Origin of the sequence: Ewingella americana, from assembly GCF_006438725.1 — a bacterium.
Lineage (GTDB): Bacteria > Pseudomonadota > Gammaproteobacteria > Enterobacterales > Enterobacteriaceae > Ewingella > Ewingella americana_A.
The window spans coordinates 453,182-479,497 of record NZ_RCZD01000001.1 but is presented as its reverse complement, the minus strand read 5'-3'; the positions used below and the strand labels follow the sequence as shown (position 1 = coordinate 479,497).

The window sequence follows — 26,316 nt, the reverse complement described above, 5'->3', positions numbered from 1 at the left end:
TGCCTGAAAGTTGAGATTCTTCACGTGTGGCGGGGGTTACGTAAGGAATACGTGCGCACTGCCCTCGACAGTAATTTCAACCGTTGATCCCACCACAAGATCCTTTTTACTGACCGTTTTGATCTCAATTGTCTGATGGCTGCCCGAAATGTCCAGGCTTAGCGTTGAGATAAATCCTGCAAAATCAATGCGTGTCACCCTTGCCAGGCATTGCTTCGTGGGCTGCCCGGCGACCTCGACTGGCGTCAGGCGGATTTGCTCCGGGCGCAGCATGACGCGCGCACTGCCGGTGCGGGAAGCGTTATCCACGGCGATTGTTCCCAGCACACATTGTGCCCAGCCATGTTCCAGGTGCGCATCCAGTAACAGTGTTTCACCTAAAAATGTTGCCGTCATTTCATCGGCAGGACGTAAATACAACGCCTGTGGCGCGCCTACGTGTGCCAGTTTCCCGTTGCGCATCACTGCGACTTGATCGGCAAATGACAGCGCTTCGGTCTGGTCGTGTGTAACCAAAATAGAGGCGATACGGGTTTGTGCCAGCAAGTCGGCAACCGCTTTGCGGGTTGATGCGCGAAGGGCGGTATCGAGTGCGGAAAACGGCTCATCCAGTAACATCAGCACCGGTTTTTGTGCCAACGCTCTCGCCAGTGCTACACGCTGCTGCTGCCCGCCGGAAAGTTCGTGCGGCCATAAGGTTGCAAGACGCCGGTCCAGCGCGACCATCTCCATCAGTTCGTCGATACGGATTTGCTTCTCGCGTTTCCCGCCGCTCAAGCCGTAAGCAATATTTCCCGCCACGGTAAAATGTGGGAACAGCGCCCCATCTTGCGGCACAAACCCAATACCTCTTTGGTGTGCAGGGACCTGTGTAGTGACATCAAACAACCTTTGGCCCTGCAACAGTACTTGCCCGCTATCCGGGGTTTCGAAACCGGCAATAATGCGCAGCAGTGTGGTTTTCCCAGAACCGGAAGGCCCGACAATCGCCGTGCGGCTGCCGGGGCCCACCCGCAGGTTAATACTTTCCAGCACTTTTACCGCTGAATAAGATTTTGTGATTTCCCGCAGGTCGAGCGTGCTCATAGTCCAGCCTTACGTTGAGATTGTGAATAAAGGATCCAGGTTAATGGCAGCGACAGCAATACCATCAGCAGTGCATAGGGTGATGCCGCAACATAATCGATTTCGCTGGTCAGTGCCCAGAAGGCGGTCGCCAGCGTTCGCGTGCCATTGGGTGCCAGCAGCAAGGTGGCGGTCAGTTCATTGGTTACGGCCAGAAACACCAGTGCAGCACCGGCGGCGGCACCCGGCGCGGCCAGCCGCATCGTTGTACTCCACAACGCCTGAAACGGTGTGCGGCCCAGGCTGCGCGCCGCATTTTCTAGCTCAACCGGTGCCTGAGCAATACCGGCCCGCAGGTTGATCAGCGCACGCGGCATAAACATCAGCAGATAGGCAAATAAAATGGTGATTTCCGTCTGGTATAGCGGACGGGCGATGCGGATGGTGATGGTCACCAGCGCCAGCGCCACCACAATGCCGGGCAGCGAACTGGTTATATAATTGCAGCCTTCCAGAAAGCGGTATAAGCGCCCCGGATAGCGGACGGAAATCCACGCCATTGGCACCGCACACACCGTGGTGATTGCCGCACCGGCCAGCGCATACCACAGCGTTTGTTTCAACGCAGGCAACAGTTGAGGGTTGAGCCATACGTCAGTGCCGCCCAGATACAGCCAGCGCGTCAGGGTGACAAAAGGTACGCCGAGCGACAGGGCAGTCAGCAATATCGGCAGGCACAAACTCAGCGCTGTCAGGCCCGGTTTTAATGACCGTAGCGTTTGTCGTCTGGCGCTGCCTGACCCTACTCGTGCATAACGCGCTGTGCCACGGCTGGCGGACTCCACCATTAATACCGCAAGGCAGCACAACGCCAGAACGCCCGCCAGCATGTTGGCGGCCGGACCGTTAAACGTTGACTGGAATTGATCAAAGATGGCGGTCGTGAAGGTATCGAAACGGATCATGGCATACAGGCCATATTCAGCCAGTAAATGCAGCGCAATAAGCAGTGAGCCGCCCCAGACGGCCAGTTTTAATTGCGGCAGGATCACGCGGAAAAAAACCGCCACAGGCGTAGAACCCAGTGAGGATGCAGCATCTTCAAGGCCGGGATCGAGGCGTCGCAACACGGCGGTTGCTGGCAGATAAATAAACGGGAAGTAGGCAATGACGGAGATAAATACGCCCGCCCCCAGCCCATGCATTGACGGAACGAGGCTTATCCAGGCGTAACTTTGTACAAACGCTGGCACGGCCAGAGGCGCTATCGCCAACAAAGACCAGAACCTGCGCCCCGGCAGTTGAGTGCGTTCTGTGAGCCACGCCAGCGCGATGCCAATAACAGCGCACAGCGGTAGCGTGATGATCACCAGCAGCACCGTATTGGTCAGTAATTCGCCCACGCGTGGGCGAAAAACCAGTGCCTTCACCGTCGCCCAACCGGTATCAAGGGTAATGCCGACCACAAATCCCAGCGGCAGTAGAGACAACAGGGACAGCAAAACCGCGGCCAGCACGATACCGGTTCCAGCCCGGCGTGAGGAACGGCGACTGTTGTTACGCCATCTGGCGCGGACACCTTCGATACTGATATTCGACATAATAATTAAGGCACGCTGCTGGGAAAAATAACTGCTATTACAGCAGGCCTGCTTCAGTCATTAACTCGACCACTTTTTTGCTGTTCAACTCTGACGCATCCACTTTCGGTGCATCCAACGCTTTCAGCGGAACCAGTTTCGGGTTAGACGCGGCATTCACACCGACAGCATATTCGAAGGCGTTATTGGTGCGCAGAATCTCCTGACCTTGTTTACCGGTGATCCATTTAACAAATTCCTGAGCTTCTTTTTGATGCTGACTAGAAGCCAGAACGCCGCCGCCGGAGATGCTCACAAACGCACCGGGATCGTTATGTTTGAAGTAAAACAGTTTGGTATTTTTGCTGTTTTCACCGGTCTTGGCCTGATCGACAAAGCGGTAATAGTGATAGATGATCCCGCCATCAATCTGACCGGCATTCACCGCTTTCATCACGGTACTGTTGCCTTTATAGGCGGTGAAGTTGGTTTTCATCGCTTTCAGCCATTCCAGCGTTGCTTTCTCGCCTTTCAGTTCCAGTAATGCGCTGACAATCGCCTGGAAATCAGCACCCGAAGGGGAGGCAGCCCAGCGGCCTTTCCATTCTGGTTTAGCCAGATCCATCATTGATTTAGGTAACTGCGCTTCGCTGATTTTTTCCGGGTTATAAACAAACACAGTGGTACGGGCAGCAATGCCAATCCAGCGGCCATGCGTTGGACGGTAGGCGGGCTCAACCTGCTTTTGGGTCGCTGAGTCGAGGGGGGCGAAAAGTTTGGCGTTATCGACCAGCACCATAGCCGGTGAGTTCTCGGTCAGGAAAACGTCGGCCGGAGAGGCGCTGCCTTCTTGTATCAGCTGGTTGCCCAGCTCGCTATCGCCACCGTTACGCAGCGTGACTTTGATGCCAGTATCTTTGGTGAAGCCATCAACCCAGGATTGCACCAGGTTTTCATGCTGAGCATTGTAAATAACAATACCTTCATCAGCGGCGCTGGCAGAAAAGGCCAGCATCAGTGAAGAAGTGAGTAAAGCGACTGGCCCGAGTGAGGAAAAGCGTAACTTCATAAAAAAGTCCTTAAGAAAAAAGAAGAAGAAAACGACGTCGCCGACATGCGCAAGGCATGGCAAAGTTTACATATTACACTGATAACAGTTCTGAAACTGATTCGCATTTAATTATGTAAAAACATCTCATCATCTTTCGGCCCGGCTTTATGCCACATCTATTATTAAGAAAACCTTAGGTTGGTGAAGGGGACCACGAATTTGTGCCGATGATCATCGCAATGGCGCGTGAAAGGGGGGAGCGGCGGATATCGGCACTGCGGATTCTTTGGATAATCACGCCCGCATGTCTCTCCACAACGGGCCACCTTCAGTTGGTCTGTTTCGCGCTTTTACCGTGGTTTTTATGGTGTTAATTGCCTAAAAAACGCCCCGAATCACAATTTAAGAAGATAAAAGAATTACTCCATTGCCTGTCAGATGTTATGCGTTATGTTGATTTTTAGTTTCTCAAATGTAACTAGAGGTTAACAATAATGTCGAAAAAATTACGCCTGTCTCTGCTTGCTTCTGCTGTACTGATTTCTACCTCTGCCATGTCTGCATTACCTCAAGGGTACCCGGCTGACTATCAAAAAATCGTCGATGCGGCCACCAAAGAGGGCAAAGTGGTGGTCTACTCCACCACGGATACCAAAGCCGCAGGCCCGCTGATTCAGGGCTTTGAAGCTGCTTATCCGGGCGTGAAAGTCGAATACAACGACATGAACAGCACCGAACTCTACAACCGCTACATCAGTGAACAGGCAGCCGGCGGGACCAGTGGCGATGTGGTGTGGAGTTCGTCAATGGACACCGCGCTGAAGCTGGCGACCGATTATGCCGCTGAATATTCTTCACCTGAATTGAAACAATTGCCGAAATGGGCCGTGTGGAAAGAGAAAGCCTACGGCACGACCTATGAGCCGGTGGTATTTATCTATAACAAGCGCCTGATCCCGCAGGGTGATGTCCCGGATTCCCACGCAGCACTGGCAAAACTCATCGCCAGCCAGACTGACAAATTTAATAAAAAAGTCACCACCTACGACATCGAAAAATCGGGTCTGGGTTTCATGCTCTCCGTGCAGGATTTCAAAGCAGATCCGAATTATTTCAACACGCTGAGCGAAGTGGCGAAGGGCGGTCTGGCAGTGCAGTCTTCCACCGGGACGATGATGGAACGGGTCTCATCAGGTGAAAACCTGATCGGCTTTAACATTCTCGGTTCCTACGCCGAAGCCCGTGCCAAAACGGATCCATCGCTGGGTATTTCCTATCCGAAGGATTACACCCTGGTGCTGTCGCGCGTCTCCTTCATCAGTAAAGAAGCCAAAAATGGCAATGCCGCCAAACTGTGGCTGGACTATGTGCTGTCTGAAGCGGGGCAGAACATCCTTGCCAACCAGGCCGACATTCCGTCCATTCGCAACGATATCGAAGGCAAAAATGACATTGATGGCTTGACCAAAATGCTAGGTAACGCGCTCAAGCCAATTCCGGTCGATGAAACCCTGCTGGAGTATCTGCAACAGAAAAAACGTCTGGATTACATCAAACAGTGGCGCACCGCCGCCGGCAAATAATATACCCGCCATCCTTCAAGCTGCAGGGCCGCTGGCTGCCGCGTTCAAATCTGCTCCAGACAGATTTACTCCTGCAGCTTGAAGTATTTTGGATATAGACGGGGGTGTAAGCCTCCCTTTCTCTTGCCTGATCACGCTGTTCAGGGTTTCTAACCGAAGGGAAGTAACATGAATGCATTGCGCCGAAAGTGGCAGGGTCTGCCGCGCAGCATAGTGGTGTTAATCACGGCACTGGTTATCTACATTCCGCTGTCGTTCATCGTCATACAGAGTTTTCTCTCGGCCCCGTTCTTTTCCCCGTCAAAAGAGTGGAGCCTCGAGTCTTTTGAATTTATCTTCACCGACCCGGATTTCTATAAGGCGCTGAAAAGCGGCTTTATCCTGGCATTTGGACTGGTGATTATTTCGATTCCACTCGGCGGTATCCTGGCATTTTTGATGGTGCGTACCGATTTGCCCGGCAGACGCGTGATTGAACCGTTGATTCTGGTGCCGATTTTTGTCTCGCCAATGGTGTTGGGGTTTGGTTACGTGGTGGCCGCCGGGCCAGTCGGTTTTTTCTCGCTGTGGGCGCAATCCATTCTCGGGTTCGTGCCGTGGAATATCTACGACATGTTGAGCATCGTGGTGATTGCTGGTCTGACTCACGTGCCGCATGCCTATCTCTACATCTCCTCAGCGTTGCGCAGCGTCGGGTCTGACGTCGAAGAAGCAGCGCGAACCGCCGGGGCGTCGCCCTTGCAGGTGATGACGGCCGTCAGTCTGCCGATGGTGCGTCCGGCCATTTTATATGCCGCCGTATTGTTGTTTTTCCTCGGGCTGGAAGTGTTCGGCCTGATGCTGGTGCTCGGTGACCCCGAAGGCAACCTGGTGCTGGCCACCTACCTCTATCAGCTCACCAACAAACTCGGTACACCCTCTTATCATCTGATGGCTGCCGTGGCGGTGGTGCTCATTTGCATCACCATCCCGCTGGTGATGTTGCAGCGTCGCCTGATGCGCACCGCCAACCGTTTCGTCACCGTTAAAGGTAAAGCTTCGCAGGCCCGCGCATTACCACTTGGCAAGTGGCGCTGGGTAGCCGGTGCCGTGGTGGCCTTCTGGCTGACGGTGACCATTGGCGTACCGCTGGTGGGGGTGATTTTACGTGCTTTCATTTCTAACTGGGGCGTGGGGGTGTCGATATGGGATGAGCTTTCTCTCAATACGTTCCGCACTATCTGGCAGCAGCCAAACCTGCTGCGGGCGATCGTTAACTCAATGGCTATCGGCGTTATCGGTGGCGCGCTGGCGGTAGCCTGCTATCTGTTTATCGGTATCGCGATGCATCGTAAACCTGACGGCGTAACGCGCTTTTTGGATTACAGCGTGCTGGTGCCACGTGCGGTGCCAGGACTGCTGGCCGGTCTGGCGTTCCTGTGGGTATTCCTGTTCCTGCCGATGTGGCTGGACAACTCGCTCAAGTCCGGCTGGCTGTCCGATATGTCATGGTCGCAGTGGCTGCGCGACAACCTGGTGGTGTGGCTGCGATCGCTGCGCAGTACCATTTTTAGCGTATGGCTGGCGTATACCGTGGTCTGGATGGCCTATGGTCTGCGGCTGATCTCCTCGACCTTATTGCAGGTCGGCCCGGAGCTGGAAGAGGCGGCACGCAGTACCGGTGCCACCCGCGGACAAATCACCCGTCATGTCACTATTCCTCTGTCACGCTACGGCCTGATTGGTTCGTGGCTGCTGATGTTTCTGATTTTTGAGCGTGAATATTCTACCGGCGTCTACCTGCTTTCGCCGGGAACGGAAACCATCGGCTCCATGCTGGTTTCCCTGTGGGCCGCCGGAGCGATTGATATCGTTGCCGCGCTCTCCTTTATTAACATCCTGCTGGTGGTGTTAGGTCTGGGTATTGCCCTTCGTTTTGGAGTCAAATTACATGATTGAATTATCGGTCGAGAATCTGCACTTAACCTATGGCGACAATCCGGTGTTAAAGGGCGTTTCCATGGATCTAAAACGCGGGGAAGTTGTCTCGCTGCTCGGGCCTTCCGGCAGCGGTAAAACCACGCTGCTCAGAGCCGTGGCCGGGTTGGAAAAGCCTACGCAGGGGCGCATTATTATCGGTAAAAATACCGTATATGACGGCAGTTCACGCAGTGAGATCCCGGCAGAAGAGCGTAACCTCGGGCTGGTATTTCAGTCCTACGCACTCTGGCCACACAAAACCGTGTTTGAGAATGTCGCCTATCCGTTGAAGTTGCGTAAGGTCGCCTCATCGGAACTGACCCAGCGGGTGCAAGCGGTACTTGATCAGCTCGGCCTTGGCCATCTTGGTAAGCGGCATCCGCATCAGCTATCCGGTGGACAACAGCAGCGCGTGGCGATTGGCCGCGCACTGGTCTACAACCCGCCGGTGATCCTGCTCGATGAACCGCTGTCCAACCTCGACGCCAAGCTGCGCGAAGAAGCCCGCGTGTTCTTGCGGGAACTGATCATCAAGCTCGGCCTGTCGGCGCTGATGGTGACGCACGACCAGAATGAAGCCATGGCGATCTCCGACCGTATTCTGCTGCTCAATAACGGAAAAATAGAGCAACAAGGTACGCCACAGGAGATGTACGGCTCGCCGAAAACACTCTTCACCGCCGAATTCATGGGCAGCAATAACCGCCTGCATGGCAAAGTGACTGAAGTGCGTGACGGCAAAGCCCGCATTGAGGGTAAAGACTGGGTTCTCTGGGGGCAGGCGGGCGAAAGCGTGAAGGCTGGTGAGGAGGGGACCGCCGTTATCCGTGTGGAACGTGTGCGCATGGGGGACAACCCGGATGGCAACCAGATAGAACTGCCGTTACTGACCAGCATGTACCTTGGTGACCGCTGGGAGTACCTGTTCCGTACGGTGGCTGAGGACTTCGTGGTGCGGGCTTACGGCAACGACGTGCGGGGCCAGGAGATGTGCCGTCTTTCCCTGCCTGTCGATGATGTATGGATTTTCCCTAAAGTATAAGTGCTAACAAATAACCCATATAAATTAATTTGCATGGGTTATTTGTTTTTGTTCACCCGAATATTTAATAAGGCATGTTTCTTATTGAAATGCCCATTGTTATTTATAATATTAGCCTTTATTATACTGTGGGTTATATGAGATGTTGAGGCGGTTTATTATTTGTTGATTATAATAAATAGGTGTGACGAGATGATTATACATTGTCTATTAGTCATTCTCAGGAAATGAACAGGTTGTAAATAATCACGAATAGATATTCCTCTACGCGATGAAAATGATAAATCGTCCCGCCATGGTTGAATTTGTTGTGATGGTGTTTATGGAGAAGGTTGAAAGGATGTCCAAATGGAATTGATTGTTAATTTTCAGCGTAACTATAATGAATTTCTTAATACGCATAAATCCGAAGGTTTTTGTATGGGTTTCTGCCTGACCTGGCTTGGTGATATTTTAAAAAATCGCCCGGTGAAAACAGAAAAAAATCTCCTTGAAAGATGGGTGCCGGGTTGGTTTTCCTCGGCTCCTTCGGTGATGCATGTACATATCCCGGTTGATCGACAAGAGTTTATACATTTTTTGGAAAGGGCGGCGAGACGGCAGAAAAATTATGAAACACGTGTGGGTATAAATGGGACGAATAGCTCTAATGCAAGAGTGAGATCTGCGGAATTCACTGCGCATTATAAGAATAATCGGCAGAGAGAGTTGGAAAAAAACAGCGAAAATCCTGGTTTGGAATATTCTTATTCTAAATCTGGTGGGTTTTCATTATTTCAAGGGTTGAAATATTTTGGTAAATCCTGTGGTGTTATTTTTGGTGTCTCAGCCCCCCAATTTAAAAATACGATGCATGCAGTCGCATTAGTCCGTATATCCTCAGGCGAGTACTATTTTCTAGATCCTAATTACGGTCTTTTTAGAGTAAATGGCCAATTTATACGTATGGATATTAATACTACGTTGCAGCGTCACTATCCTGGCCATGAAATCTTTGAACAAATAGTGATTAGTCAGAAATAGTTAACCGTTCTGACATTAATTTTCTTTAGAAGCAGTTTACCCTCAGAAAAAGCCACAACAAGCCAGATACTTAGTCTTAGTTGTAAACTGCTTAACGTTTAAACTAACATGCTGGTTTGTCGTTAATTGCCAGGTCATCGCCATTTGGTGTAAACAAGGGCTTGAAGGCAATAACATACCCCAGAGTGAGCACTGTCAGAGCGAAAAATATCATGAAGCAGTAGCTTGAATTTTTGATCAAGTAGATGCCGAGAAACCCCCCCAGACCTTCGCCGATTCCCATAGCAATAGAATTGATGGCCAAAACACTGATGAGAATATTTTTGGCAGAATAGCCCGAAATACAGCTTTGTAATGTCGGGATTAGTAGCAACTCACCTAACGTCCAGACAAAGATAGCAAAATAGAGTTCTGTTAGCGTTGTAGCGTAATGCAGCCATAAAGATCCCATCGCATGGGCCGCCAAAGAAAAGAAAAGTGTCTGGAATGTGTTGATTTTATAGTGTGTAAATAGTGCCTGTAACCTGGGAGCTAGCATTATGGAAAGGATACCATTAAACGTCATTATATAACCAAATTGGCTAGTGGATCCCATAAGCTGATTAATATGTAACGGTAAAGATGTAAATAATTGGGAATAGATCATCCAGCATAGCGCTGTTAGTAGAAAATAGTGTCGCAACGTTTTGTCACCCAGCTGTTCACGTAATGCATGCGTCCATTTTTTTTGCGCAGCCAGGGGAGGCCATAATTCGTGGCTCCTCAAGAGCGCGAGTGAGAAACAGAACATCAGGAAAGAAGCAACTAAGAAAGGTAGGCGTGGCGAAATGTGGTTATAAAGATAAATGGCGATTAATGGTGCCAGCATGGATGCCAGATTTGTGATGACGGACAATCGGACAAAGAACGCAGTACGCATATGAGTGTTATCAGTTGCTCCCGCGACAGCACGGATTAAAATGCTGTTACTTCCATAAGCAATGCCAAAAAAACCTACAGCGCACAATACTGGCAGGTACTGTTGCGAAAGGGCGATAGTGATGCAACTCAGGCTCATCGTAAAGGCCGAAAGAGAAACTAAGTATGCTGGTGTAATCAAGTCCAGAAATGGCGAAATCAGCAAGCGTGTGACCTTAGAACCAATAGAGGACACCATAATAATACTGCCAGTTTCTAATGCCGACAGGCCAAGAAATGCATCCATATACAAAGCCAGGATCGACAATGTCATAAAGTAGGTGAACGAGAATAAAAATGAGTCGATGGTCATCAAGGACATGCTGTTTTTAGAGGATGTCAAAGTGGACATATGCTGCCATCTCCATTGCAGTGTGTTTTGCCTTGTCACTACTTTCCTCCCGAACAACAACACATCCCACGCGCTTACCAGACTCAGTACATGGTGGAAGTATTTCTCCGGGTTTAACAGTGATTTCAGTCAGTATTATTTGATTCTTTTTTTGTAAGTCAGCTATTCCGTAGATCGCAATCAGTTCACCCTCTGGGGCATCGAAATATTTCACCGCAGCGGCGCATCGGTGAGTGATTGTGGGAGCAGGTTCATGACAAGATGCAGATTCAATATATTGTTGGAATACCGCCGCATAAGTGGGAATACCTGTCACGACTTCTGTTAAAAGATGAATGTAATCGCCACCTGGTCGACTATGAATTTCACCAATGATGATTTGGCAGTCAGAAATCCAAAACTCCAGATGAAAATGCCCAAACATCAACCCAACACAATGTAAGGCTTTTTTTGCCACCGCAAAAACGTCATTTCTCGTTTCTATAGGCAATTCAGCAGGGAAGATATGCATATCTTCTACAAAACTACTGCCCGGCTTAAGGGCTTTTTCTGTGATGCCTTGAAATATTGGCTCGCCATAATGAAAGAATCCCTCAAGGCTAAATTCTTTACCAATAATAAATTTTTCTATAATAAACCCTTCCTGTTGAGTGGAAGTCAATCTGGAAAATGCTGTGTGCAGTTGATGTATGCCATTATTGGTTATACGACTGACTCCTTGGCTACCTGAGGCGTCGATAGGTTTAAGAATCCAATCTCCACCTCCAGTCGGTTGGGTTTGTAAACAATAACAGGCCTGTTGCAGATTGTTGAAAATGTGTAATTCCGGCTGCGGCAAGCCATTTTCAGAGAGAATTTGACGACAACTGTTTTTGTTCCTAATTCGTAATATGGCCGCCGTTGGGTTATTGATGAAACCCAACGTGGCGCAAAGACGCGAGCAGGTTTCCACGGAATACTCTTCAAAAGTATAAATTCCAATTACCGGAAATGTTGTACACAGTGATTTGATTAGCGGAAAGCAAGCATCATAATCTTTTGAGCTTACTGTATAAATTTGAATGTTCTGCGGAGCATTAGCTGATAGATTTTCGACATTATCCTGAGTATCAACCAGAATAACATTGAGCCCTAATGAGTGAGCTTGAGAAATAGCACGTGGTCCCTGACGGTGTGATGCACACCCAAATAAGATTAGGACGTTTTTCATTTGATTGTAAACCTTATTTGTTCTGCTGCCCATTCTAAGGTATCGGCAAGCTGATTGTAATCCTCGCCCGTACCAATAATTACACCGAGACGATAAGCGCTGTAATCCTCGGGTGGTAATGTGACAATATGCCCTGGGGAGAAATGTAAATATAGATGCTGAATGTTAGGATGGTTCAGTACTTTGGTCACGTTATCTATACTGTGTAATGTGCCATTTTTTTCTGCAAATAAATATCGTACGCCGATATAATCTCCGCTTAAGCGTAAAGTTGACGGCTGAATTGCGCAGCAAACCTGGACATAGTTTTGTAAGTGTTGGTGACGGCTGGCATGCTGTAATAGATGGGTCGATATGTACCCACCGGCTGGTCTGGCGGCACACTCAATAAATTTAAATCCGTTACATGAGTATTTTCCTTCCAGATGGAAAACAGTATTATTTATTTCTAGTGATTCGACAATCTGACGCGCACAGCGTTCGATCTCATCCTGTATGGGATCGCTATGGTTAGAAGGAAATATATGACGGTTTTCCACAAAGGTTACTGGATCAGACTGATAGTCAGTGATACCGATGACTGTAATCTTCCCGTCAGACACATAACCATCTACGCTAAACTCAGGCCCTTCAATAAACTCTTCAAGAATAATCTCCCCCCCAAATGCACTGAATACCGTATCAAAGGAGTCTGTAGCGATGTTTGAAAGTTGACTAAGCGCCTGCTCTAATGCGTGGTCGTTGTTAACTTTAAATATACCTTTTGATCCCGAACCTGATGCAGGTTTGACGATCACCGGATAACCTATCTGCCTTGCTGCGTTTTTCGCACTCAGTAAAGAGATGACTGCTTGAAAACGAGGAATCATCGAGCCAAGATGTTTTACCTTTTGTTTCATGGCAATTTTATCGCGGCTATGGCGAACGGCCTGCGCACTCATGCCTGCAAGATGTAATTCGTTCGCGAGAAAATTTTTAAGCGGAACATCTGTTTCCGACCAACAGACAATGCCTTTAAAAGCATACTTTTTATTCAACAAACTGGCGACGCCGAGACAAGTTTCGAAATCATCCAAATCAACAGTGACGGTTTCGATGGCTAATACAGCGGCATATGCCGGTATGTTTTTAGCCATAAGCACAATGTTCAGACCCAAAGAACGTGCTGCGCGCATTTCTGCCATCCGTTCATGAGGATTTTGTCGACCATTAATGTATAAAATATAGTTATTCATTCGATTCGTCTCGTTGGTATAAACCGATTCAGATGGTGGCCGGAATCTGATGCAATGGTGTGCCGAGTGCAATTGAGGAAATGGACATCTCCTTGCTGTCATAGATCATGACGCCATTTTCCATCGTGCCTTTAGACAGTGTTGGCCCGGTTATCCAGGCGACGGATGTCCCTAATTCATGACGTTCGAATCCAGTCTGGACAACATGCTTAGGAGTAAATACTTTCATGCCCGGAATATGATCATTGCCTGATAAGCCATGCAGACAACGATGCTCATCCATAAAGGCAAAATGTGCTGCAAGATCCTGATGAGTTTTGACTTCATGGGTACATGAACCGGTAATGTCAGGCAGTGCGTAGTGAGAGAGCAATAAATTATGAGTGGAAAAGGATTTGATGATTTTTTCTGGTAATGAGTTTAAATAGCTAAGGTTATTGTCATTGAGTAGGCTTGGTAATTCGTGGTCTTCATAAAGGAATATTTTTTTATCGGCTAATAACTTACGCTGCTCATAGTCCTGCTGATACCAATCAGCAGGGTAAACAAAGTCTGCCGCTGCAGAAGGCACCTTGCGAATAGCAAATAGATCATGGTTACCAATAACCACGGCACAACAGTTTTTTTGTATCAATTCCACACAACGGTTAGCATTTCTCGTCTTAAGATAACCATAGAAGGGTACAGAATAACCAACGATATCACCCAGGCAAACCACATCATCTATTCCAAGAGCTTCGAATAGTTTTAACGATTCTTCAAGCCGGACAACATCTTCATGGATATCAGAAATAACACCAAGTTTCATATCTAAATAATATCCTGTTATTTATTTGTACAAGCTGTGGGATAGGCGCATGTTAATATTAGATAATGTCAGGTCTTGTACTACTAACAATGTATGCTGCTGCAGATATTGTTCAATCCTCTTATAGATATGCTGTGTTTTGTAATGGGTTAGTTCGAAATGTCTGGCAGCATCTGCAATAAATTCGATTGATATACTATTTTTTAAGCGTAACTGATTTAGGCCTTGAAGATATCGACGCAAAACTCTGCCTCGATTATTCGCTATAGGTTGGATATCGAATGACATGATGGCGACACAGGCAACCAATGCATCAATGATGTACAAGTTTTCAGCTGAGTGGATTGAAAAGCAAGTGGCTGCGCTCAAAGCCAGAATTGAGCTGCACAACCCATGCATACGCGTGACGATGGTTTCAAGCCCGAATGCCGCTTCAACACCAAGCGGTGCCTGTGCTGACTCAATGACAATGAGATTACCAATGTCCATAAACGTTTCGCCATCACTGCTGACGGCAAGGTTGCAGTTTCGGCCAGTAATGCCATCCATACCAAACTTATGGCAGTAATAGGCTGGTTGTTGGCTATCAAAATGGAGATAATCAGCCATCCCTCCAGCCTCCAGCATGTCAATAATATCATGGTCCAGGCTAGCAATATTAATCCGCAGACGCGCAGGAGTATTCAGCTCCAGGTTAGAGATGAAATCACGCAAAGCCTGAACTATTAGATAGCGATCCTGATATCGCCCGATTGCGCCTACACTACTAAACAGAGAAGACCATTTGGGGTAATTGACTACATCTTGCATCGCAAGATTATTTTGGGTGCGTAAACAGTCCTGAACCGTAAACATAGGATTTAGAACAAGTCCCGCATTTTGTTGCAGATAAGGCTTAAAGGTACTAATAGTAGAGCCTGTAAATAGGGTGGATTTATCATGGCTGGGTATCAATCCATCAGGTTGATGAAAAGTAAAACCAGCCCCCGAAAAAGCCTGTGAAAAAGCCTCTTTAGCACGCACTTTTTCTGATGCCATGAGATGCAGTTTATTATCACTGAGTGTTTTACTGGTAATATTCATCATACAGACTCAACCAATGGTACTATTTTCGACACTTGTGGGTTGTTGTAGGCGGAATATCCCCCATGGTACAGACCCGGAGAACCCTGATTAACCCAGAAAGATATTTGACCGATACGCATACCAGGATAGAGTCGGAAAGGGCGGGTAGCAACTAACTCCAATGTCCATTGATGGCAGGCCCCGGTATGTCCAAGATTAGCTGAAACTTGCAAGAAAAGGCCTAGACGTCCTAAAGAGCTACGCCCAATCAGAGACATAGCGAATTTATTGCTACCCAAAATCTCCAGCGTATGCCCCAAATAAGTGGTTCCAGCATCCATTACAAATCCCTCTGGAGGGAGATCGATAAAGTCAAAAGAAACATTATTCCCAGTGAGGTTAGGAATACCTAATCGTGGGCCTAAACAATAGTTATAGCTGTTTGGATTTAATTGTTTTTCATTAAATGGAATTATAGTAATGTCGTTACTGGCGGTTCTCTTTTTTATTTCGCTGCCGGTAAGAATCATATTCTGAGTCCATGTTGAATTGTTTGATTATTACACTTTAAAATCTGAATAAGCCATCGATGCCCTCGGCCCCACAGAACCCTGATACTTCCCGCTGTAGGGAATAATCTCCCCCAGAGGTTTCCAGAACGTTACTTGGCCTATTTTCATTCCGGGAAATAATCTTATCGGTAAGGTGCTATGCAACTGGAAGGTTACACAGCCAAATGAACCAATGTCAATTAAGTCTGCTGTGATATGCACAAAGAGCCCCAGCCTGGCGATACTGGATTTGGCGTGAATAATGGGAACATACTTATTACTGCCGAGTTTTTCAATGCTATGAGCTAATAGAAAATCCCCTTTGCTCAGTAATATGCCTTCAGGGCCACACTCAATAATATCGTATTTATTTTCTTTCTTAGGATCCATAACCTCTTCACTATACCGAATAAATTGGCATCCTAAAGTAAGATCATAAGAATTTGTTGTTATATTATTTTTGGAGAAAGGAGATATGGAAATGTCACCATTCCTGACAAATTCCTCAATGGATTTTCCTGTCAATATCATCTTTAAATACCTTGAACACCACAAAATAAGTGGCAGCCCTCCATTGCGAGAAACTGCCATGGCTAAATAATATTAGCGGCGCACGCAAATAGCGACGTATTCAGAACCAAAATATTCATTTGGACTCGAGGCGCCAGGAGCATCAGTTACCCAAGACGGGTGTTCGTACAAGTAAATTTCTTCTATACGGAAAAACGGTTCGAGCAGAGCTGATGTGGCTGCAGCATTCAGGAAAGTATGAATAAGACCTTTTTCCGGGCCAGACTCTGGAATATAGGAGACATCCTCTTCAACTTCCGTACCTTTTTTCCAATCGGATGCACGTTCCGAAGAGAAAGTGACGAAAAATAGGCCACCTTGTTTGGTTGTGCGGGCAACTTCAAAGATGGTTTTTTTAACATCCTGTAAAGAGGCGTGGTTGATAACAGCACGAGATACAGTAATATCAAATGTATCATTTTCAAAGGGGAGTTCTGTCATTGGGCAAAGAACGAGTTCTGCGCTTTGTTGACGGCGTGCTAATTCAGACTTTGTAAACTCAATGGCATTTTCAGACAAATCACTGCCCGTAACCTCAAAACCTCGTTCATTAAAGTAAAACAGATGACGTCCGCCACCACAACCGAGATCATGGAGCTTATTGCCAGAAAGTGAGAATCGATTACGTAAAGCTAAAGAGGGGTTAACGATGTATTTATGATAAAAGTCAATAACTTCATCGGCGGGGTTCATCAAAATCCATTTGGGTGATTCAAATAGTCCATGCCATGCGTTGTTTTTTATTATTGTGGCTAAGTCTTTGTTGTATTTTATATTGCCAGTTAACTCTTCCTGACTCCATATTGGGTTGTTGATAGGCACAATTATTCCTTTATTTTGTTGGTTTGAGATTTCTAAAATAGATTATTCATCCGAGCGAAGGTGAACTCTCTATATATACTCTGCGGAAGATTCTAAACCTGGAGGGACAATAGTCAAGGCGATTATTTTTTTGCTATTATCAGCAAAAAAATAATAATTCGCCATTAAAGCGATGAGTAGAAATCTGTGCTTTATTTTCTCTTTTTATTGCAATTTGAGGCTGCTTTCCTTTTTAAAGCAAACGATTGCTCTGATATGTGTTTGAAATGAAAAAAATGAACTCTATTTTGTTGACAAATTGAATATTAATATTTTAAATTAAAATATTTAATACAGCATGACATAATAATTAACTTTTTTATTACACTTACTGCATCAAAACGGAATAGATCCGGATTTCGTAGACACTTTTTTGCCTCATTTGGCGTGCCCCCCTGGACGGTAACAGGATCGTGCACCTCATGAGGTTCGCTGAATTAGCGTCTCAGACTGGATACCGAAAACGACGCTATTACGGGGGCGGAAAACCTTCAGTTGCCAGCCCCAATTATCTTGAACGCCAGTTCGTTGTTCCAGCCCCAAATACGCATTGGGTGAGTGACATGGTGATCCCTGAAATATTTATGTCATTTCCAGGGATTAAAATTCTGCTTACATTAAAAATTACGCAGAATAATCATGAAATTAACATTTCCTCTTACTAATTTGCCACGCATTTTAACCACAGCACTCCGTTCAATATTCATATCCCGCCAGCGGGGGATTCTTTTTGGGGTAATTTGTGTCATTACGCTGTTTTCGGCGTTACAGATTTTCTCAACCCTGACCCTGGCCAATATTTTACAAGACGCCCGCCAAAACGTCATTGCCACCGAAAGTCTGCGCCAGCAGCAAGCGGTCATGGACAAAGCCCGCATGGAATTGCTGATGGCCAGCGACAAGCTCAACCGGGCTGGCATTTATTTCATGCAGGATAAGGAAACCGGCTCTGACGGCAGTTGGCATAGCCTGATGGAAGCATCACAGGCTTCGCTGGTCGCCTCGGATAAATACTTCCGGCAGTTTGCGGCCCTCACCGGAGGTTTGCAGGGAGATGCACAGAAAGCGGCGGCTGAACTGCAAGTCAGCTATCAGATGTTTTACGACGGCCTGCGCGAACAGTCGGAGGGTTTGCAAAAAACCAACACCATTGATGCTTTCTTTAATGTGCCGATCCAGGCCTTTCAGGATGATTTCAGCGATAAATACTACCGATATCTCAGCGTTAACGAGCAGACAGCCGTGTCGCTTAGTGACCGGCTACTGGGGACGTTATCACAGGCCAAAATACTTTTTTTTGGGGCGCTAGGGTTGCTTGCGTTGATAGCCTTTGCTGTCTGGCACGGCATTACCCGCTGGGTCATTCGCCCGTTGCAACAGGTGATTGCTCACATTGGTGTACTGGCCGCGGGGGACCTCTCTGGTCAGATTGACGGCAAAACCTCACGGGTGAGCGAGGTTCATCAGCTTAATGAAAGCCTGCGCGGAATGCAGACCGGTCTGAGACGGCTTATCAGTGAAGTGCGCGATGCCTCCTCGCAAATCATGGTTAACATCAACCAAATTGCGCAGGGTAATGAAGAGTTATCTTCACAATCACTGAAACAGCACGATGAACTTAATGCGGCAAATCATCACATCACGTCACTCACCGAGCGTGTGAAAGACAATGCGCAGAACGCGCATCAGGCCAGCCAGCGCGCAGAACAGGCGCAGAAAGTCGCGACCAGCGGTGGCGATGTGATGATAAAAGTAGATTCAGCGATGAAAGAGATCGTCAGCCAGTCGGCGGAAATGAGCAGCATTGTGGCGATAATCGACAACGTGGCGTTTCAGACCAATATTCTGGCCTTAAACGCGGCGATTGAGGCCGCACACGCCGGGCAGTACGGGCGCGGTTTTGCCGTGGTGGCCAAAGAGATCGGTCTGCTGGCGCAAAAAAGCAGCCATTCTACGCGCGGGATTCATCTGCTTATTGAAGAGTCTGTGACGCAAATTGGGCGCGGTTCAACGTCAGTCACGCTTCTCAGTAAAAGCCTGAATGAGATCATCACCCTTTTCAGCGGCCTGCATACGCTGGTCAGTGAAATCGCCGAGGCGTCTCAGGATCAGCGCCAGAGCATTGATGAAGTTTCAGAACGTATTGTTACGCTGACCCAAGTGACGCAACAAAATAGCCAACTGGCACAGCAGGCGGCCAGTTCGTCACAACAACTGTTATCGCAGTCACAACGACTGGAAAAAGCGGTTTCTCGATTTGGATTGGGAGAAATACCGGCTGCGGCTTGACAGCCAAGGGGGGAATCGACAAATTAGTTCCCCCTGATAGCTTAAAACGGTTTTCCCATGACTGAGACTTCTTCCCCATCCAGTGCCTGTGCGGTGAAAATCGCCAGCCTTGCCGATGTTCCCCAATATCTTGAGGTGATCACCCAACATTTGCATGGCGAATGGTCAGATTTCCCGCACTGGGCACAGAAAGACTACATCCGTCAGCGTCTTGAACAGCGCATAGCAAGCAGTGGCCGCCAGTTCGTGCTGGTCGCCTTTGATGAAAACGACCAGGTGACCGGCACCGCCAGCGTTATGCGTTATGAACTTGATGATGTGCCTGAGCGCAAATATTGGCTCGGTGAAGTGTTTACCTGCCATGCGATGCGCGGTAAGGGGATCGGCTCGGCGCTGGTTAAAGCCTGTATCGCGCGGGCAAGTCAGACCGATGTCGACACACTGTGGCTCTATACGCCAGATCAGCAAGCTTTGTATGCGCGTCTCGGCTGGCAGGAGGTTGAAACCCGCGAAGTAGATAACGAGCAGGTCACGGTCATGCAGCGCCCGCTGCGCTGAAAACTCAGTTCTTGCCGTGCCAGTACAACATGCTGCCTTCCGAATGACCGGTCACCGGATCGGTTAGCGGTAGCGGGACTTGTTCGATAGTTTTTACCCGCCCGGCCATTTTCTTTGGCTCATCGTGACAAAGATCGGCGGTCACGTCCGGCGGGTATGCCCCTACCAGCATAAAATCCTCGTCGGCTGACATCTGTTTGTGCCCCACACCGGCTGGGATCAGCAGCACATCACCCACATTGACGTGTACCACTTTGCCTTTCTCTCCACCGAGTTGCAGCTGTGCGGTTCCCGAAAACACCCCCAACACTTCATGCGTATTGGCGTGAAAATGTGTGAAGGGATAAACCGGATAGCACCACTGAGGCGGCCAGCCGTTGGATTTAAAAAGATGTTCCAGATAGTCTGCATTATCCACCACCTGCGGCGGGATCACATGATGGTAAATCAGCAGGGGCAGCCGGTTATTGGGCACGCCACCGTCGGGTTTATCGATATGCAGAATTTCCACGGCAACTTCTCTGGGTTGGGCTTTGAGTGACAGGGAGAGCGGCAGCAGGGCAGCCACACTAAGCAGCGTACAAAACTGGCGTCGATCCAAAGGCATGAGCACGGCTCCTTGTCGCAAAAAAATAAAATGAAGCACGTAAGCTCAATGGCTTACAACCTTCATGTATAGAACAAAATCGGCGGGTTAACATTATATTTGCCGGTAAATAGGCAGGAATTTGCGACACAGTTGGTTATCAGAAAAAACTGAATTTGTGGTGAAATTGATAAATAAAAGTCATATGTGCTGGAAAAAATCCTTATCTCTTCTACGCTTAATAGGACATAAAGCACTTCAGGAGAAAGAAGTCATGAATAAGAAAATGTTGATTATTGTTGCTACAGCCGTTTCAGTCCTTGCTGGGTGTCAGACTTACGATCGTGCGGCAAGCTACGTTAAAGAGCCCGTGGTCAGTGACGTTAAAGTCGGTATGACTAAAGCTCAGGTACGCGCCCTTGCAGGACCACCGTCAACCGAAGCGACGCTGGTACATGCTAAAGGGACTTGCCAGACTTATGCCGTTGCCCCACGTGATGGTAAAGCACAGACCTATTTCGTCAGCTTCAATGACACCGGTCATGTCATGAATAAAGGCTACCAGTCTTGTTCTGATTACGACAAAGACCCGCAATCCGCTGCACAATAACGGTTTGACGTAAGGTTTAATTGAACGTCGAAAATAAAAACGCCTGCAAGGTTAAACCTGACAGGCGTTTTTTTATGTCTCTTCTTCTCTATTTCTCAGGCTTTTTGCGTCACAATTCTCACGCCGACTTTACTGACATCTTTGCCTTCCATTTCCGCGATAGTCCAGGTCAGGCCGTCCCATTCAATATGGTCGCCGATGACCGGTTCGCCCCCGAGCAGCTTAATCACAAAGTTGCCCAGTGACAGTGACTTATCGACGGAATCATCCAGATTCAGGCCGTAGAGCTGTGAAATGGCTTCAAGAGGCGCATTGGCCTGCAATATAAAGTCACCGAAGAAGCGGTCGTCAAGCACCACGGCGTTGCTGTCACTGAACAGTTTACCCAGTTCCGGTAAATCCTTCTCCTGCCCAATCACACACAGAATATCGCCCTCTTTCAGGCGGGTACTGCCGGTCGGGTGCAACATCTCAGTACCGCGAAACAGGGCGGCGATCCGCGTTTCTTGCGGCATTTTCAAATCACGCAACGCGGCGCCAACGCACCATTTCTCCGATCCAAGCTGATAAATAAACTGTTCCCAGTTGTTATACACGTCGATATCCAGCCCCACGCGCGACACCGGCGTTGGCATAGGGGGAACGATGACCCGGGCTTTTTTCGCCGCATAGCCAAGCGAGGTTCCCTGCAACAACAGCGACACCAACACCACAAAGAACGCGACATTGAAGTACAGATTGGCCTGTGGAATGCCGGCCATCATTGGGAACACCGCCAGGATCACCGGCACCGCGCCGCGCAAACCGACCCACGAGATAAAGAAGCGTTCGCGCAGGGTAAAGTTCTTGAATGGCAGCAGCCCGACGAACACGGAAAGCGGGCGGGCGAAGAAGATCATCCACACCGAGAGCGCCAGCGCACCCGCCGCAATCGGCAGCAAATTGCTCGGCGTCAGCAGCAGGCCGAGTACCAGGAACATGCCAATTTGGCTCAGCCACGCCAGCCCGTCGAAGGTTTGCATAATGCCGTGACGGTTACGGATCGGCATATTGCCCAACACCAGCCCGCACAGATAGACCGCCAGAATTCCGCTGCCGTCCATTGCTACCGTCAGCGCGTACACCATCAGCCCGCCGCTGAACGCCAGCAGCGGATATAAACCGGTAGCCAGTGAAATCTTATTAATCAGTTTATGCAGCAGCCAGCCGCCGCCCAGACCGAAAACAATCCCCAGCCCGAATTGTTGAATAACATCCAGTATGAACATCCAGCTCAGGCCGTGTTGGCCTTTGGCGATCATATCGATAAGCGTGATGGTCAGAAATACCGCCATCGGGTCATTACTGCCGGATTCGATCTCCAGCGTCGCACTCACACGCTCATTCAGACCTTTACCGCCAATCAGCGAAAAGACGGCGGCAGCATCGGTTGAACCGATAATGGCGCCAATCAGCAAGCCCTGAATCAAATCCACTTTAAACAGCCAGGCGGCTGCCAGACCGGTCAGCCCGGCGGTGATCAGTACGCCGACGGTGGCGAGAGACAGGGCGGGCCAGAGTGCCACGCGAAAGGAGGAGGCGCGGGTGCGCATACCCCCATCGAGTAAAATCACCGCCAGCGCCAGGTTACTGATCAGATAGGCCGCCGGATAGTTATCGAAGGCAATTCCGCCAATGCCGTCAACACCCGCCAACATACCGATGGCGAGGAAAATGACCAAAATGGGGATCCCAAGGCGTGAAGAGAGCGAACTGAGCAGAATGCTTGCTGCTACCAACAGGGCGCCAATAAAAAAAAGTGTGTTGATAGTGCTCGCGTCCAAAATGCCTTCTCCTGTCGGTGCGCCGATAAATCCTGAGGAAGCCAGTGTACTCCTGACTAGCCCGTTAATTTATCAGGAAAAGGTTATTGCCGCTGAAGGAATGTTCGGATTTTTGTTATTCGAGTTTTTCCAGAAAAAAACTATGCTTAAACATGAGCACGTCATTGTCGGTAACTTGTATCCGGCTTCAGTTGATTAGCATAAAGAGGAACTTATGAGCGAATTTACCGGTATTCACCGTGAAGTACTGGAAGATGGCACAATCAAACATGTCCTGGTGCGGGATGCGACAGGCCATGAACAGGCCAAAGCGGCAAAAGATTATATCTCAGAAGGGATCCAGCCCGCTCTTGATGACCTGCCGGAAGTCCCTACTGACCACGAATTCCCCAAGACCGGGAAAGACAACGGATAAACTCTTGAGTGGTTGAGGCGGATGCAGCAAGTTGGTATTACTTCGCTTCAGCCAGCCATTGGTTACCGGCAGCCTTCATCTCTTGTTCCTGGCTGCTAAATTTAGTGGCGAATACCCGTTTCACCGGGAAACCACTTTTCTCCAGCAGATAGGCCAGCGCCGCGTATTCACGCGGGTATTTTGCTACCACGCTCTTATCAATCTCAACCACGCCCGTTGGGAAAGTGAAATTGCCCATGTCGTAAATCGACTGGCGTTTCACAATACGCCACACGCCATCACGTTTTTCCACCAAATCATAAAAACGGTTATGGCCGTTGCAACCCAAACCCAGCTTAGTGTTTTCACCAATAATAATGGCGTTGGTTTCAACAATGGCGCGGTTACCGTTAAAGGTAACGGCCGGCGAGGCGATTAAATGTTTGGTGGCAAAATCTGAGCCGCCCATCTTTTTCGAACCTTCTACGAACTGGCTGAACAGGCCTTCAAACCAGGTCACTTCAATCACACCGTCATCATGAAAAAGTTCCAGCAACTGATTCCACTCGGCCAAATCACGGTGGATCCAACCAGTCATTAAGTCGGCGATGTCCTGACGGTCTTGTAATGTATTACTCATGGCGTTTTTCCTGAAATAAAGCGGGGTAACTGAATTTTTCTGTGCACAGCATCGGTTCTTGCAGCCATCAAAACAAATAGTTTAAATTGAGTTATTAATCATTTTAATTGATGGAATCGCCGGAATGGATCTGCGTCAAATGCGTTACTTTCTGACTGTAGCCGAAGAGGGGCACTTTGGCCGTGCCGCGCAGCGACTTAACATCGTACAGCCCGCACTGAGCATGCAGATTAAGTCGCTGGAGGAGGAGATCGGCGGGTCACTGTTTCTGCGTACCAGCCGCAAAGTCGAACTGACCGAGGCCGGGCGGTTGTTCCGCAGAGAAGCCGGGCTGGCTGTCGCGCAGGCCGAAAGAGCCAAAACCCTGGTGCAGCGCTCCCTGCGCGGAGAAACTGGCCGGGTACGTATTGGGTTTGCCGGTAACGCGGTGTTTACCGGCAAGTTACTGGCGGATATGCGCACCTTCAGCGCGGCCTATCCACAGGTCGAACTGGAACTGCGCGAAATGGGGCCGCAGTTGCAGGGGCAGGCGATCATGGCCGGTGAGATTGACGTTGGGTATTGTCCGGAAATGGGGTTTGATGTTGACGACCAGCTAAGTGCCGAGCGGGTTGGCGACTGGCCGATGATGATCGCCATGGCGTCTGACCATCCGCTGGCCGCGCAGCCGTTTCTGACCACTGGAATGATCGCCGCAGAACCACTGGTGGTGTATGCCACCGAAGGGGCCGCTGATGCCGGTCAGCTCGCTCAACTGCGGCAGGCTCTGGGCGCCGAACCCAACATCTCCCATCGCGTTTCCAGCACGCTGAGCGTATTAATTCTTGCAGCAGCCGGGCAGGGGCTGGCAATGGTACCGGCCACCTTCGAACAGGTTCCGCTACCCGGGCTGCTCTATAAACCGCTGCATGATTTCAACCTGCGTGCCAACATGACTATTCTGCAGCGCAAACAAGAAAGTACCGGAGCGGTGCTGGCGTGGTTGGCATTAAGCCGGCTGGATCTGGTATTCTGAAATGCTGTTTCTTAGCTACAACCGGTCCATCAGCAAGGAGAAAACATGCAAGCGTTTACCGTTCCCGTTGTCACCCCAATCATCGAAATCACTACGCCGCGCCTGTTGATACGGCAGTGGCGTGAAGAGGATCTTGTGCCTTTTGCGGCTATGAACGCTGACCCAAAAGTGATGGAGTTTTTCCCGTCACCGCTGACCCGGGAACAAAGTGATGGAATGGCAGCACGCTGTAGCGGGCTTATCGTCGAGCGCGGCTGGGGGATCTGGGCGCTGGAAACCCGTGATGACGGCAAGTTTATCGGTTTCCTTGGCCTGCATACGCCGGGTTATAACCTGCCGTTTACTCCCTGTGTGGAAATGGGTTGGCGTCTTTGCACAGAAGCCTGGGGAAAAGGGTTGGCCAGCGAAGCCGCCCACGCTGCGTTCAATGTTGGTTTTAACCAGCTGAATCTCAATGAGATTGTCGCGTTCACCGCGTTGCCGAATATCCGTTCACAAGCGCTGATGCAGAGAATGGGTATGATCCTTAGCCCGGATGAAAACTTTGACCATCCGGCAGTCGGGCCGGGGAGCTGGCTGCAGGAGCATTGCCTGTATCGGCTGCGGAAAGGGGATTGGGCTGCTGCCCAGTTTTTATAAAACTTTTTCTAAAAAGCTTCGGGTCCTCTTATGAACAGGTCTCTCCAGTACCTGTTCCGCACTCCCACTCTCCACAACGGCCCCATCCACCATAAACACCACCTGATCGGCGACTTGCCGGGCGAAGCCGATTTCATGGGTGACCACCACCATTGTGACGCCTGACTGGGCCAGTTTCTTGATGACGTCGAGCACCTCGCCGACCAGTTCGGGGTCAAGCGCCGAGGTCGGTTCGTCGAATAACATGACTTTCGGATTGAGCGCCAGCGCGCGGGCGATGGCGATACGCTGCTGCTGGCCGCCGGAAAGATGGCGCGGATAGGCGTGGGCTTTTTCGCGCAGGCCCACGGTGTCGAGCAGCTCATAGGCGCGGGCAATGGCTTGTTTGCGGTTCAGCAGGCGGTGAACGATGGGGGCTTCAATAATGTTGTCGAGCACCGACATATGCGGGAACAGATTGAAGTTCTGAAACACATAACCGACGTGGGTGCGCTGTTTCAGGATGGCGCTCTCTTTCAGCTCGTAAAGCTTATCGCCTTTGCGCCGGTAGCCGACGTAATCGCCGTCGATCTGAATCGTCCCTTCGTTGACGCGCTCAAGGTGATTAATGGTGCGCAGCAGGGTGGATTTCCCTGAACCGGACGGGCCGAGGATCACCGTCACCGTGCCGGGCTCAATCGTCAGGCTGACGTCATTCAGCGCTTTATGGGCACCGAAATGCTTGCTCAGATGGCGGATTTCGATGCGCCCCGGCGCGGCGCTGCTGGCCTGCGGGCGGCGCAGAAAAACGGTATCCGCCGTTTTGGCTGGCGGGTGGGGGACGAACAGATCAAAGGCTTCGGACATCGGG

At 49.3% G+C, this 26,316-nt stretch carries 25 protein-coding genes and 1 pseudogene; 11 read left to right on the top strand and 15 right to left on the bottom strand.

Features of this window, described 5'->3' with window-relative positions; all coding sequences use genetic code 11:
- Positions 1–36: 36 nt before the first annotated feature.
- From EAH77_RS02095 to EAH77_RS02085, 3 genes are read right to left on the bottom strand one after another with little or no spacing between them, the layout of a single operon-like run.
- Complete coding sequence (locus EAH77_RS02095) at positions 37–1,086, bottom strand: ABC transporter ATP-binding protein (protein ID WP_140470138.1); 1,050 nt, start codon at positions 1,084–1,086, stop codon at positions 37–39.
- Positions 1,083–2,666 carry an ABC transporter permease gene (locus EAH77_RS02090; RefSeq protein WP_140470137.1) on the bottom strand — a complete coding sequence of 528 codons (1,584 nt, stop codon included), beginning with the start codon at positions 2,664–2,666 and terminating at the stop codon, positions 1,083–1,085. The genes EAH77_RS02095 and EAH77_RS02090 overlap by 4 nt, the downstream gene beginning before the upstream one ends.
- Before the next feature lie 37 nt (positions 2,667–2,703).
- Positions 2,704–3,714 carry an iron ABC transporter substrate-binding protein gene (locus EAH77_RS02085; protein ID WP_140470136.1) on the bottom strand — a complete coding sequence of 337 codons (1,011 nt, stop codon included), beginning with the start codon at positions 3,712–3,714 and terminating at the stop codon, positions 2,704–2,706.
- A gap of 476 nt (positions 3,715–4,190) precedes the next feature.
- Between EAH77_RS02085 and EAH77_RS02080 the strand changes: the two genes are divergently transcribed.
- The 4 genes from EAH77_RS02080 (at position 4,191) to EAH77_RS02065 (ending at position 9,303) form a co-directional block, all read left to right on the top strand.
- Positions 4,191–5,279 (top strand): ABC transporter substrate-binding protein, encoded by a 1,089-nt coding sequence (locus tag EAH77_RS02080; RefSeq protein WP_140470135.1) that lies wholly within the window; start codon positions 4,191–4,193, stop codon positions 5,277–5,279.
- Between the two features lie 168 nt (positions 5,280–5,447).
- On the top strand, positions 5,448–7,217 hold the full coding sequence (locus EAH77_RS02075) for an ABC transporter permease (RefSeq protein WP_140470134.1): 1,770 nt from the start codon (positions 5,448–5,450) through the stop codon (positions 7,215–7,217).
- The gene (locus EAH77_RS02070; RefSeq protein ID WP_140470133.1) at positions 7,210–8,280 is read left to right on the top strand and encodes an ABC transporter ATP-binding protein; all 1,071 of its coding nucleotides are present in this window, start codon (positions 7,210–7,212) and stop codon (positions 8,278–8,280) included. The genes EAH77_RS02075 and EAH77_RS02070 overlap by 8 nt, the downstream gene beginning before the upstream one ends.
- A 348-nt stretch (positions 8,281–8,628) precedes the next feature.
- A complete protein-coding gene (locus EAH77_RS02065) occupies positions 8,629–9,303 on the top strand; it encodes a hypothetical protein (protein ID WP_140470132.1) in 675 nt (224 codons plus the stop codon).
- Between the two features lie 103 nt (positions 9,304–9,406).
- Here the strand turns inward: EAH77_RS02065 and EAH77_RS02060 are convergent, their stop codons facing one another.
- The 8 genes from EAH77_RS02060 to EAH77_RS02025 form a co-directional block, all read right to left on the bottom strand.
- Positions 9,407–10,612 (bottom strand): MFS transporter, encoded by a 1,206-nt coding sequence (locus tag EAH77_RS02060; protein WP_140470131.1) that lies wholly within the window; start codon positions 10,610–10,612, stop codon positions 9,407–9,409.
- Positions 10,590–11,822 (bottom strand): ATP-grasp domain-containing protein, encoded by a 1,233-nt coding sequence (locus tag EAH77_RS02055; protein WP_161985759.1) that lies wholly within the window; start codon positions 11,820–11,822, stop codon positions 10,590–10,592. The genes EAH77_RS02060 and EAH77_RS02055 overlap by 23 nt, the downstream gene beginning before the upstream one ends.
- Positions 11,819–13,057 carry an ATP-grasp domain-containing protein gene (locus EAH77_RS02050; protein ID WP_140470129.1) on the bottom strand — a complete coding sequence of 413 codons (1,239 nt, stop codon included), beginning with the start codon at positions 13,055–13,057 and terminating at the stop codon, positions 11,819–11,821. The genes EAH77_RS02055 and EAH77_RS02050 overlap by 4 nt, the downstream gene beginning before the upstream one ends.
- 28 nt (positions 13,058–13,085) lie before the next feature.
- Positions 13,086–13,865, bottom strand: coding sequence for a metallophosphoesterase family protein (locus EAH77_RS02045; protein WP_140470128.1), 780 nt, complete (start codon positions 13,863–13,865; stop codon positions 13,086–13,088).
- 21 nt (positions 13,866–13,886) lie between these two features.
- The gene (locus EAH77_RS02040; protein WP_140470127.1) at positions 13,887–14,951 is read right to left on the bottom strand and encodes a hypothetical protein; all 1,065 of its coding nucleotides are present in this window, start codon (positions 14,949–14,951) and stop codon (positions 13,887–13,889) included.
- The gene (locus EAH77_RS02035) at positions 14,948–15,460 is read right to left on the bottom strand and encodes a dCTP deaminase (protein ID WP_194150467.1); all 513 of its coding nucleotides are present in this window, start codon (positions 15,458–15,460) and stop codon (positions 14,948–14,950) included. The genes EAH77_RS02040 and EAH77_RS02035 overlap by 4 nt, the downstream gene beginning before the upstream one ends.
- Positions 15,461–15,490: 30 nt before the next feature.
- The gene (gene dcd / locus EAH77_RS02030; protein WP_140470126.1) at positions 15,491–16,012 is read right to left on the bottom strand and encodes a dCTP deaminase; all 522 of its coding nucleotides are present in this window, start codon (positions 16,010–16,012) and stop codon (positions 15,491–15,493) included.
- A gap of 72 nt (positions 16,013–16,084) precedes the next feature.
- A complete protein-coding gene (locus tag EAH77_RS02025) occupies positions 16,085–16,873 on the bottom strand; it encodes a class I SAM-dependent methyltransferase (protein ID WP_140470125.1) in 789 nt (262 codons plus the stop codon).
- A 443-nt stretch (positions 16,874–17,316) separates the two neighbouring features.
- Between EAH77_RS02025 and EAH77_RS02020 the strand changes: the two are divergent.
- The 3 genes and pseudogenes from EAH77_RS02020 to EAH77_RS02010 all read left to right on the top strand — a co-directional run.
- A pseudogene (locus tag EAH77_RS02020) lies at positions 17,317–17,478 on the top strand (IS3 family transposase); the annotation flags it as partial.
- Positions 17,479–17,551: 73 nt separating this feature from the next.
- Complete coding sequence (locus EAH77_RS02015; protein WP_140470124.1) at positions 17,552–19,201, top strand: methyl-accepting chemotaxis protein; 1,650 nt, start codon at positions 17,552–17,554, stop codon at positions 19,199–19,201.
- A 57-nt stretch (positions 19,202–19,258) separates the two neighbouring features.
- Entirely contained in the window at positions 19,259–19,759 is a 501-nt protein-coding gene (locus EAH77_RS02010; protein WP_140470123.1) for a GNAT family N-acetyltransferase, read from the top strand.
- 4 nt (positions 19,760–19,763) lie between these two features.
- Here EAH77_RS02010 and EAH77_RS02005 read toward each other — a convergent pair whose 3' ends face one another.
- The gene (locus EAH77_RS02005) at positions 19,764–20,366 is read right to left on the bottom strand and encodes a cupin domain-containing protein (protein WP_140470122.1); all 603 of its coding nucleotides are present in this window, start codon (positions 20,364–20,366) and stop codon (positions 19,764–19,766) included.
- Between the two features lie 253 nt (positions 20,367–20,619).
- On the opposite strand from EAH77_RS02005, the gene osmE reads away from it, so the two are divergent.
- A complete protein-coding gene (gene osmE / locus EAH77_RS02000) occupies positions 20,620–20,955 on the top strand; it encodes an osmotically-inducible lipoprotein OsmE (protein ID WP_140470121.1) in 336 nt (111 codons plus the stop codon).
- Between the two features lie 95 nt (positions 20,956–21,050).
- Here osmE and EAH77_RS01995 read toward each other — a convergent pair whose 3' ends face one another.
- Positions 21,051–22,778 carry a potassium/proton antiporter gene (locus tag EAH77_RS01995; protein ID WP_140470120.1) on the bottom strand — a complete coding sequence of 576 codons (1,728 nt, stop codon included), beginning with the start codon at positions 22,776–22,778 and terminating at the stop codon, positions 21,051–21,053.
- Between the two features lie 214 nt (positions 22,779–22,992).
- On the opposite strand from EAH77_RS01995, the gene EAH77_RS01990 reads away from it, so the two are divergent.
- A complete protein-coding gene (locus EAH77_RS01990) occupies positions 22,993–23,193 on the top strand; it encodes a hypothetical protein (protein ID WP_140470119.1) in 201 nt (66 codons plus the stop codon).
- 37 nt (positions 23,194–23,230) lie between these two features.
- Here the strand turns inward: EAH77_RS01990 and EAH77_RS01985 are convergent, their stop codons facing one another.
- Positions 23,231–23,812 carry a nuclear transport factor 2 family protein gene (locus tag EAH77_RS01985; protein ID WP_140470118.1) on the bottom strand — a complete coding sequence of 194 codons (582 nt, stop codon included), beginning with the start codon at positions 23,810–23,812 and terminating at the stop codon, positions 23,231–23,233.
- Positions 23,813–23,936: 124 nt separating this feature from the next.
- Here EAH77_RS01985 and EAH77_RS01980 point away from each other — a divergent pair, with 124 nt between their 5' ends.
- Both EAH77_RS01980 and EAH77_RS01975 read left to right on the top strand, forming a co-directional pair.
- A complete protein-coding gene (locus EAH77_RS01980) occupies positions 23,937–24,827 on the top strand; it encodes a LysR substrate-binding domain-containing protein (RefSeq protein ID WP_140470117.1) in 891 nt (296 codons plus the stop codon).
- Positions 24,828–24,872: 45 nt separating this feature from the next.
- Positions 24,873–25,466: a GNAT family N-acetyltransferase gene (locus EAH77_RS01975; RefSeq protein ID WP_140470116.1), complete on the top strand. Its 594-nt coding sequence runs from the start codon at positions 24,873–24,875 to the stop codon at positions 25,464–25,466.
- Here EAH77_RS01975 and EAH77_RS01970 read toward each other — a convergent pair.
- Positions 25,461–26,312, bottom strand: coding sequence for an amino acid ABC transporter ATP-binding protein (locus EAH77_RS01970; protein WP_140470115.1), 852 nt, complete (start codon positions 26,310–26,312; stop codon positions 25,461–25,463). The genes EAH77_RS01975 and EAH77_RS01970 overlap by 6 nt on opposite strands.
- Positions 26,313–26,316 lie beyond the last annotated feature (4 nt).

Coding starts and splice junctions, on each gene's coding strand:
- EAH77_RS02095 (WP_140470138.1), bottom strand. CDS start 1,086: ATGAGCACGCTCGACCTGCGGGAAATCACAAAATCTTATTCAGCGGTA.
- EAH77_RS02090 (WP_140470137.1), bottom strand. CDS start 2,666: ATGTCGAATATCAGTATCGAAGGTGTCCGCGCCAGATGGCGTAACAAC.
- EAH77_RS02085 (WP_140470136.1), bottom strand. CDS start 3,714: ATGAAGTTACGCTTTTCCTCACTCGGGCCAGTCGCTTTACTCACTTCT.
- EAH77_RS02080 (WP_140470135.1), top strand. CDS start 4,191: ATGTCGAAAAAATTACGCCTGTCTCTGCTTGCTTCTGCTGTACTGATT.
- EAH77_RS02075 (WP_140470134.1), top strand. CDS start 5,448: ATGAATGCATTGCGCCGAAAGTGGCAGGGTCTGCCGCGCAGCATAGTG.
- EAH77_RS02070 (WP_140470133.1), top strand. CDS start 7,210: ATGATTGAATTATCGGTCGAGAATCTGCACTTAACCTATGGCGACAAT.
- EAH77_RS02065 (WP_140470132.1), top strand. CDS start 8,629: ATGGAATTGATTGTTAATTTTCAGCGTAACTATAATGAATTTCTTAAT.
- EAH77_RS02060 (WP_140470131.1), bottom strand. CDS start 10,612: ATGTCCACTTTGACATCCTCTAAAAACAGCATGTCCTTGATGACCATC.
- EAH77_RS02055 (WP_161985759.1), bottom strand. CDS start 11,822: ATGAAAAACGTCCTAATCTTATTTGGGTGTGCATCACACCGTCAGGGA.
- EAH77_RS02050 (WP_140470129.1), bottom strand. CDS start 13,057: ATGAATAACTATATTTTATACATTAATGGTCGACAAAATCCTCATGAA.
- EAH77_RS02045 (WP_140470128.1), bottom strand. CDS start 13,865: ATGAAACTTGGTGTTATTTCTGATATCCATGAAGATGTTGTCCGGCTT.
- EAH77_RS02040 (WP_140470127.1), bottom strand. CDS start 14,951: ATGATGAATATTACCAGTAAAACACTCAGTGATAATAAACTGCATCTC.
- EAH77_RS02035 (WP_194150467.1), bottom strand. CDS start 15,460: ATGATTCTTACCGGCAGCGAAATAAAAAAGAGAACCGCCAGTAACGAC.
- dcd (WP_140470126.1), bottom strand. CDS start 16,012: ATGATATTGACAGGAAAATCCATTGAGGAATTTGTCAGGAATGGTGAC.
- EAH77_RS02015 (WP_140470124.1), top strand. CDS start 17,552: ATGAAATTAACATTTCCTCTTACTAATTTGCCACGCATTTTAACCACA.
- EAH77_RS02010 (WP_140470123.1), top strand. CDS start 19,259: ATGACTGAGACTTCTTCCCCATCCAGTGCCTGTGCGGTGAAAATCGCC.
- EAH77_RS02005 (WP_140470122.1), bottom strand. CDS start 20,366: ATGCCTTTGGATCGACGCCAGTTTTGTACGCTGCTTAGTGTGGCTGCC.
- osmE (WP_140470121.1), top strand. CDS start 20,620: ATGAATAAGAAAATGTTGATTATTGTTGCTACAGCCGTTTCAGTCCTT.
- EAH77_RS01990 (WP_140470119.1), top strand. CDS start 22,993: ATGAGCGAATTTACCGGTATTCACCGTGAAGTACTGGAAGATGGCACA.
- EAH77_RS01985 (WP_140470118.1), bottom strand. CDS start 23,812: ATGAGTAATACATTACAAGACCGTCAGGACATCGCCGACTTAATGACT.
- EAH77_RS01980 (WP_140470117.1), top strand. CDS start 23,937: ATGGATCTGCGTCAAATGCGTTACTTTCTGACTGTAGCCGAAGAGGGG.
- EAH77_RS01975 (WP_140470116.1), top strand. CDS start 24,873: ATGCAAGCGTTTACCGTTCCCGTTGTCACCCCAATCATCGAAATCACT.
- EAH77_RS01970 (WP_140470115.1), bottom strand. CDS start 26,312: ATGTCCGAAGCCTTTGATCTGTTCGTCCCCCACCCGCCAGCCAAAACG.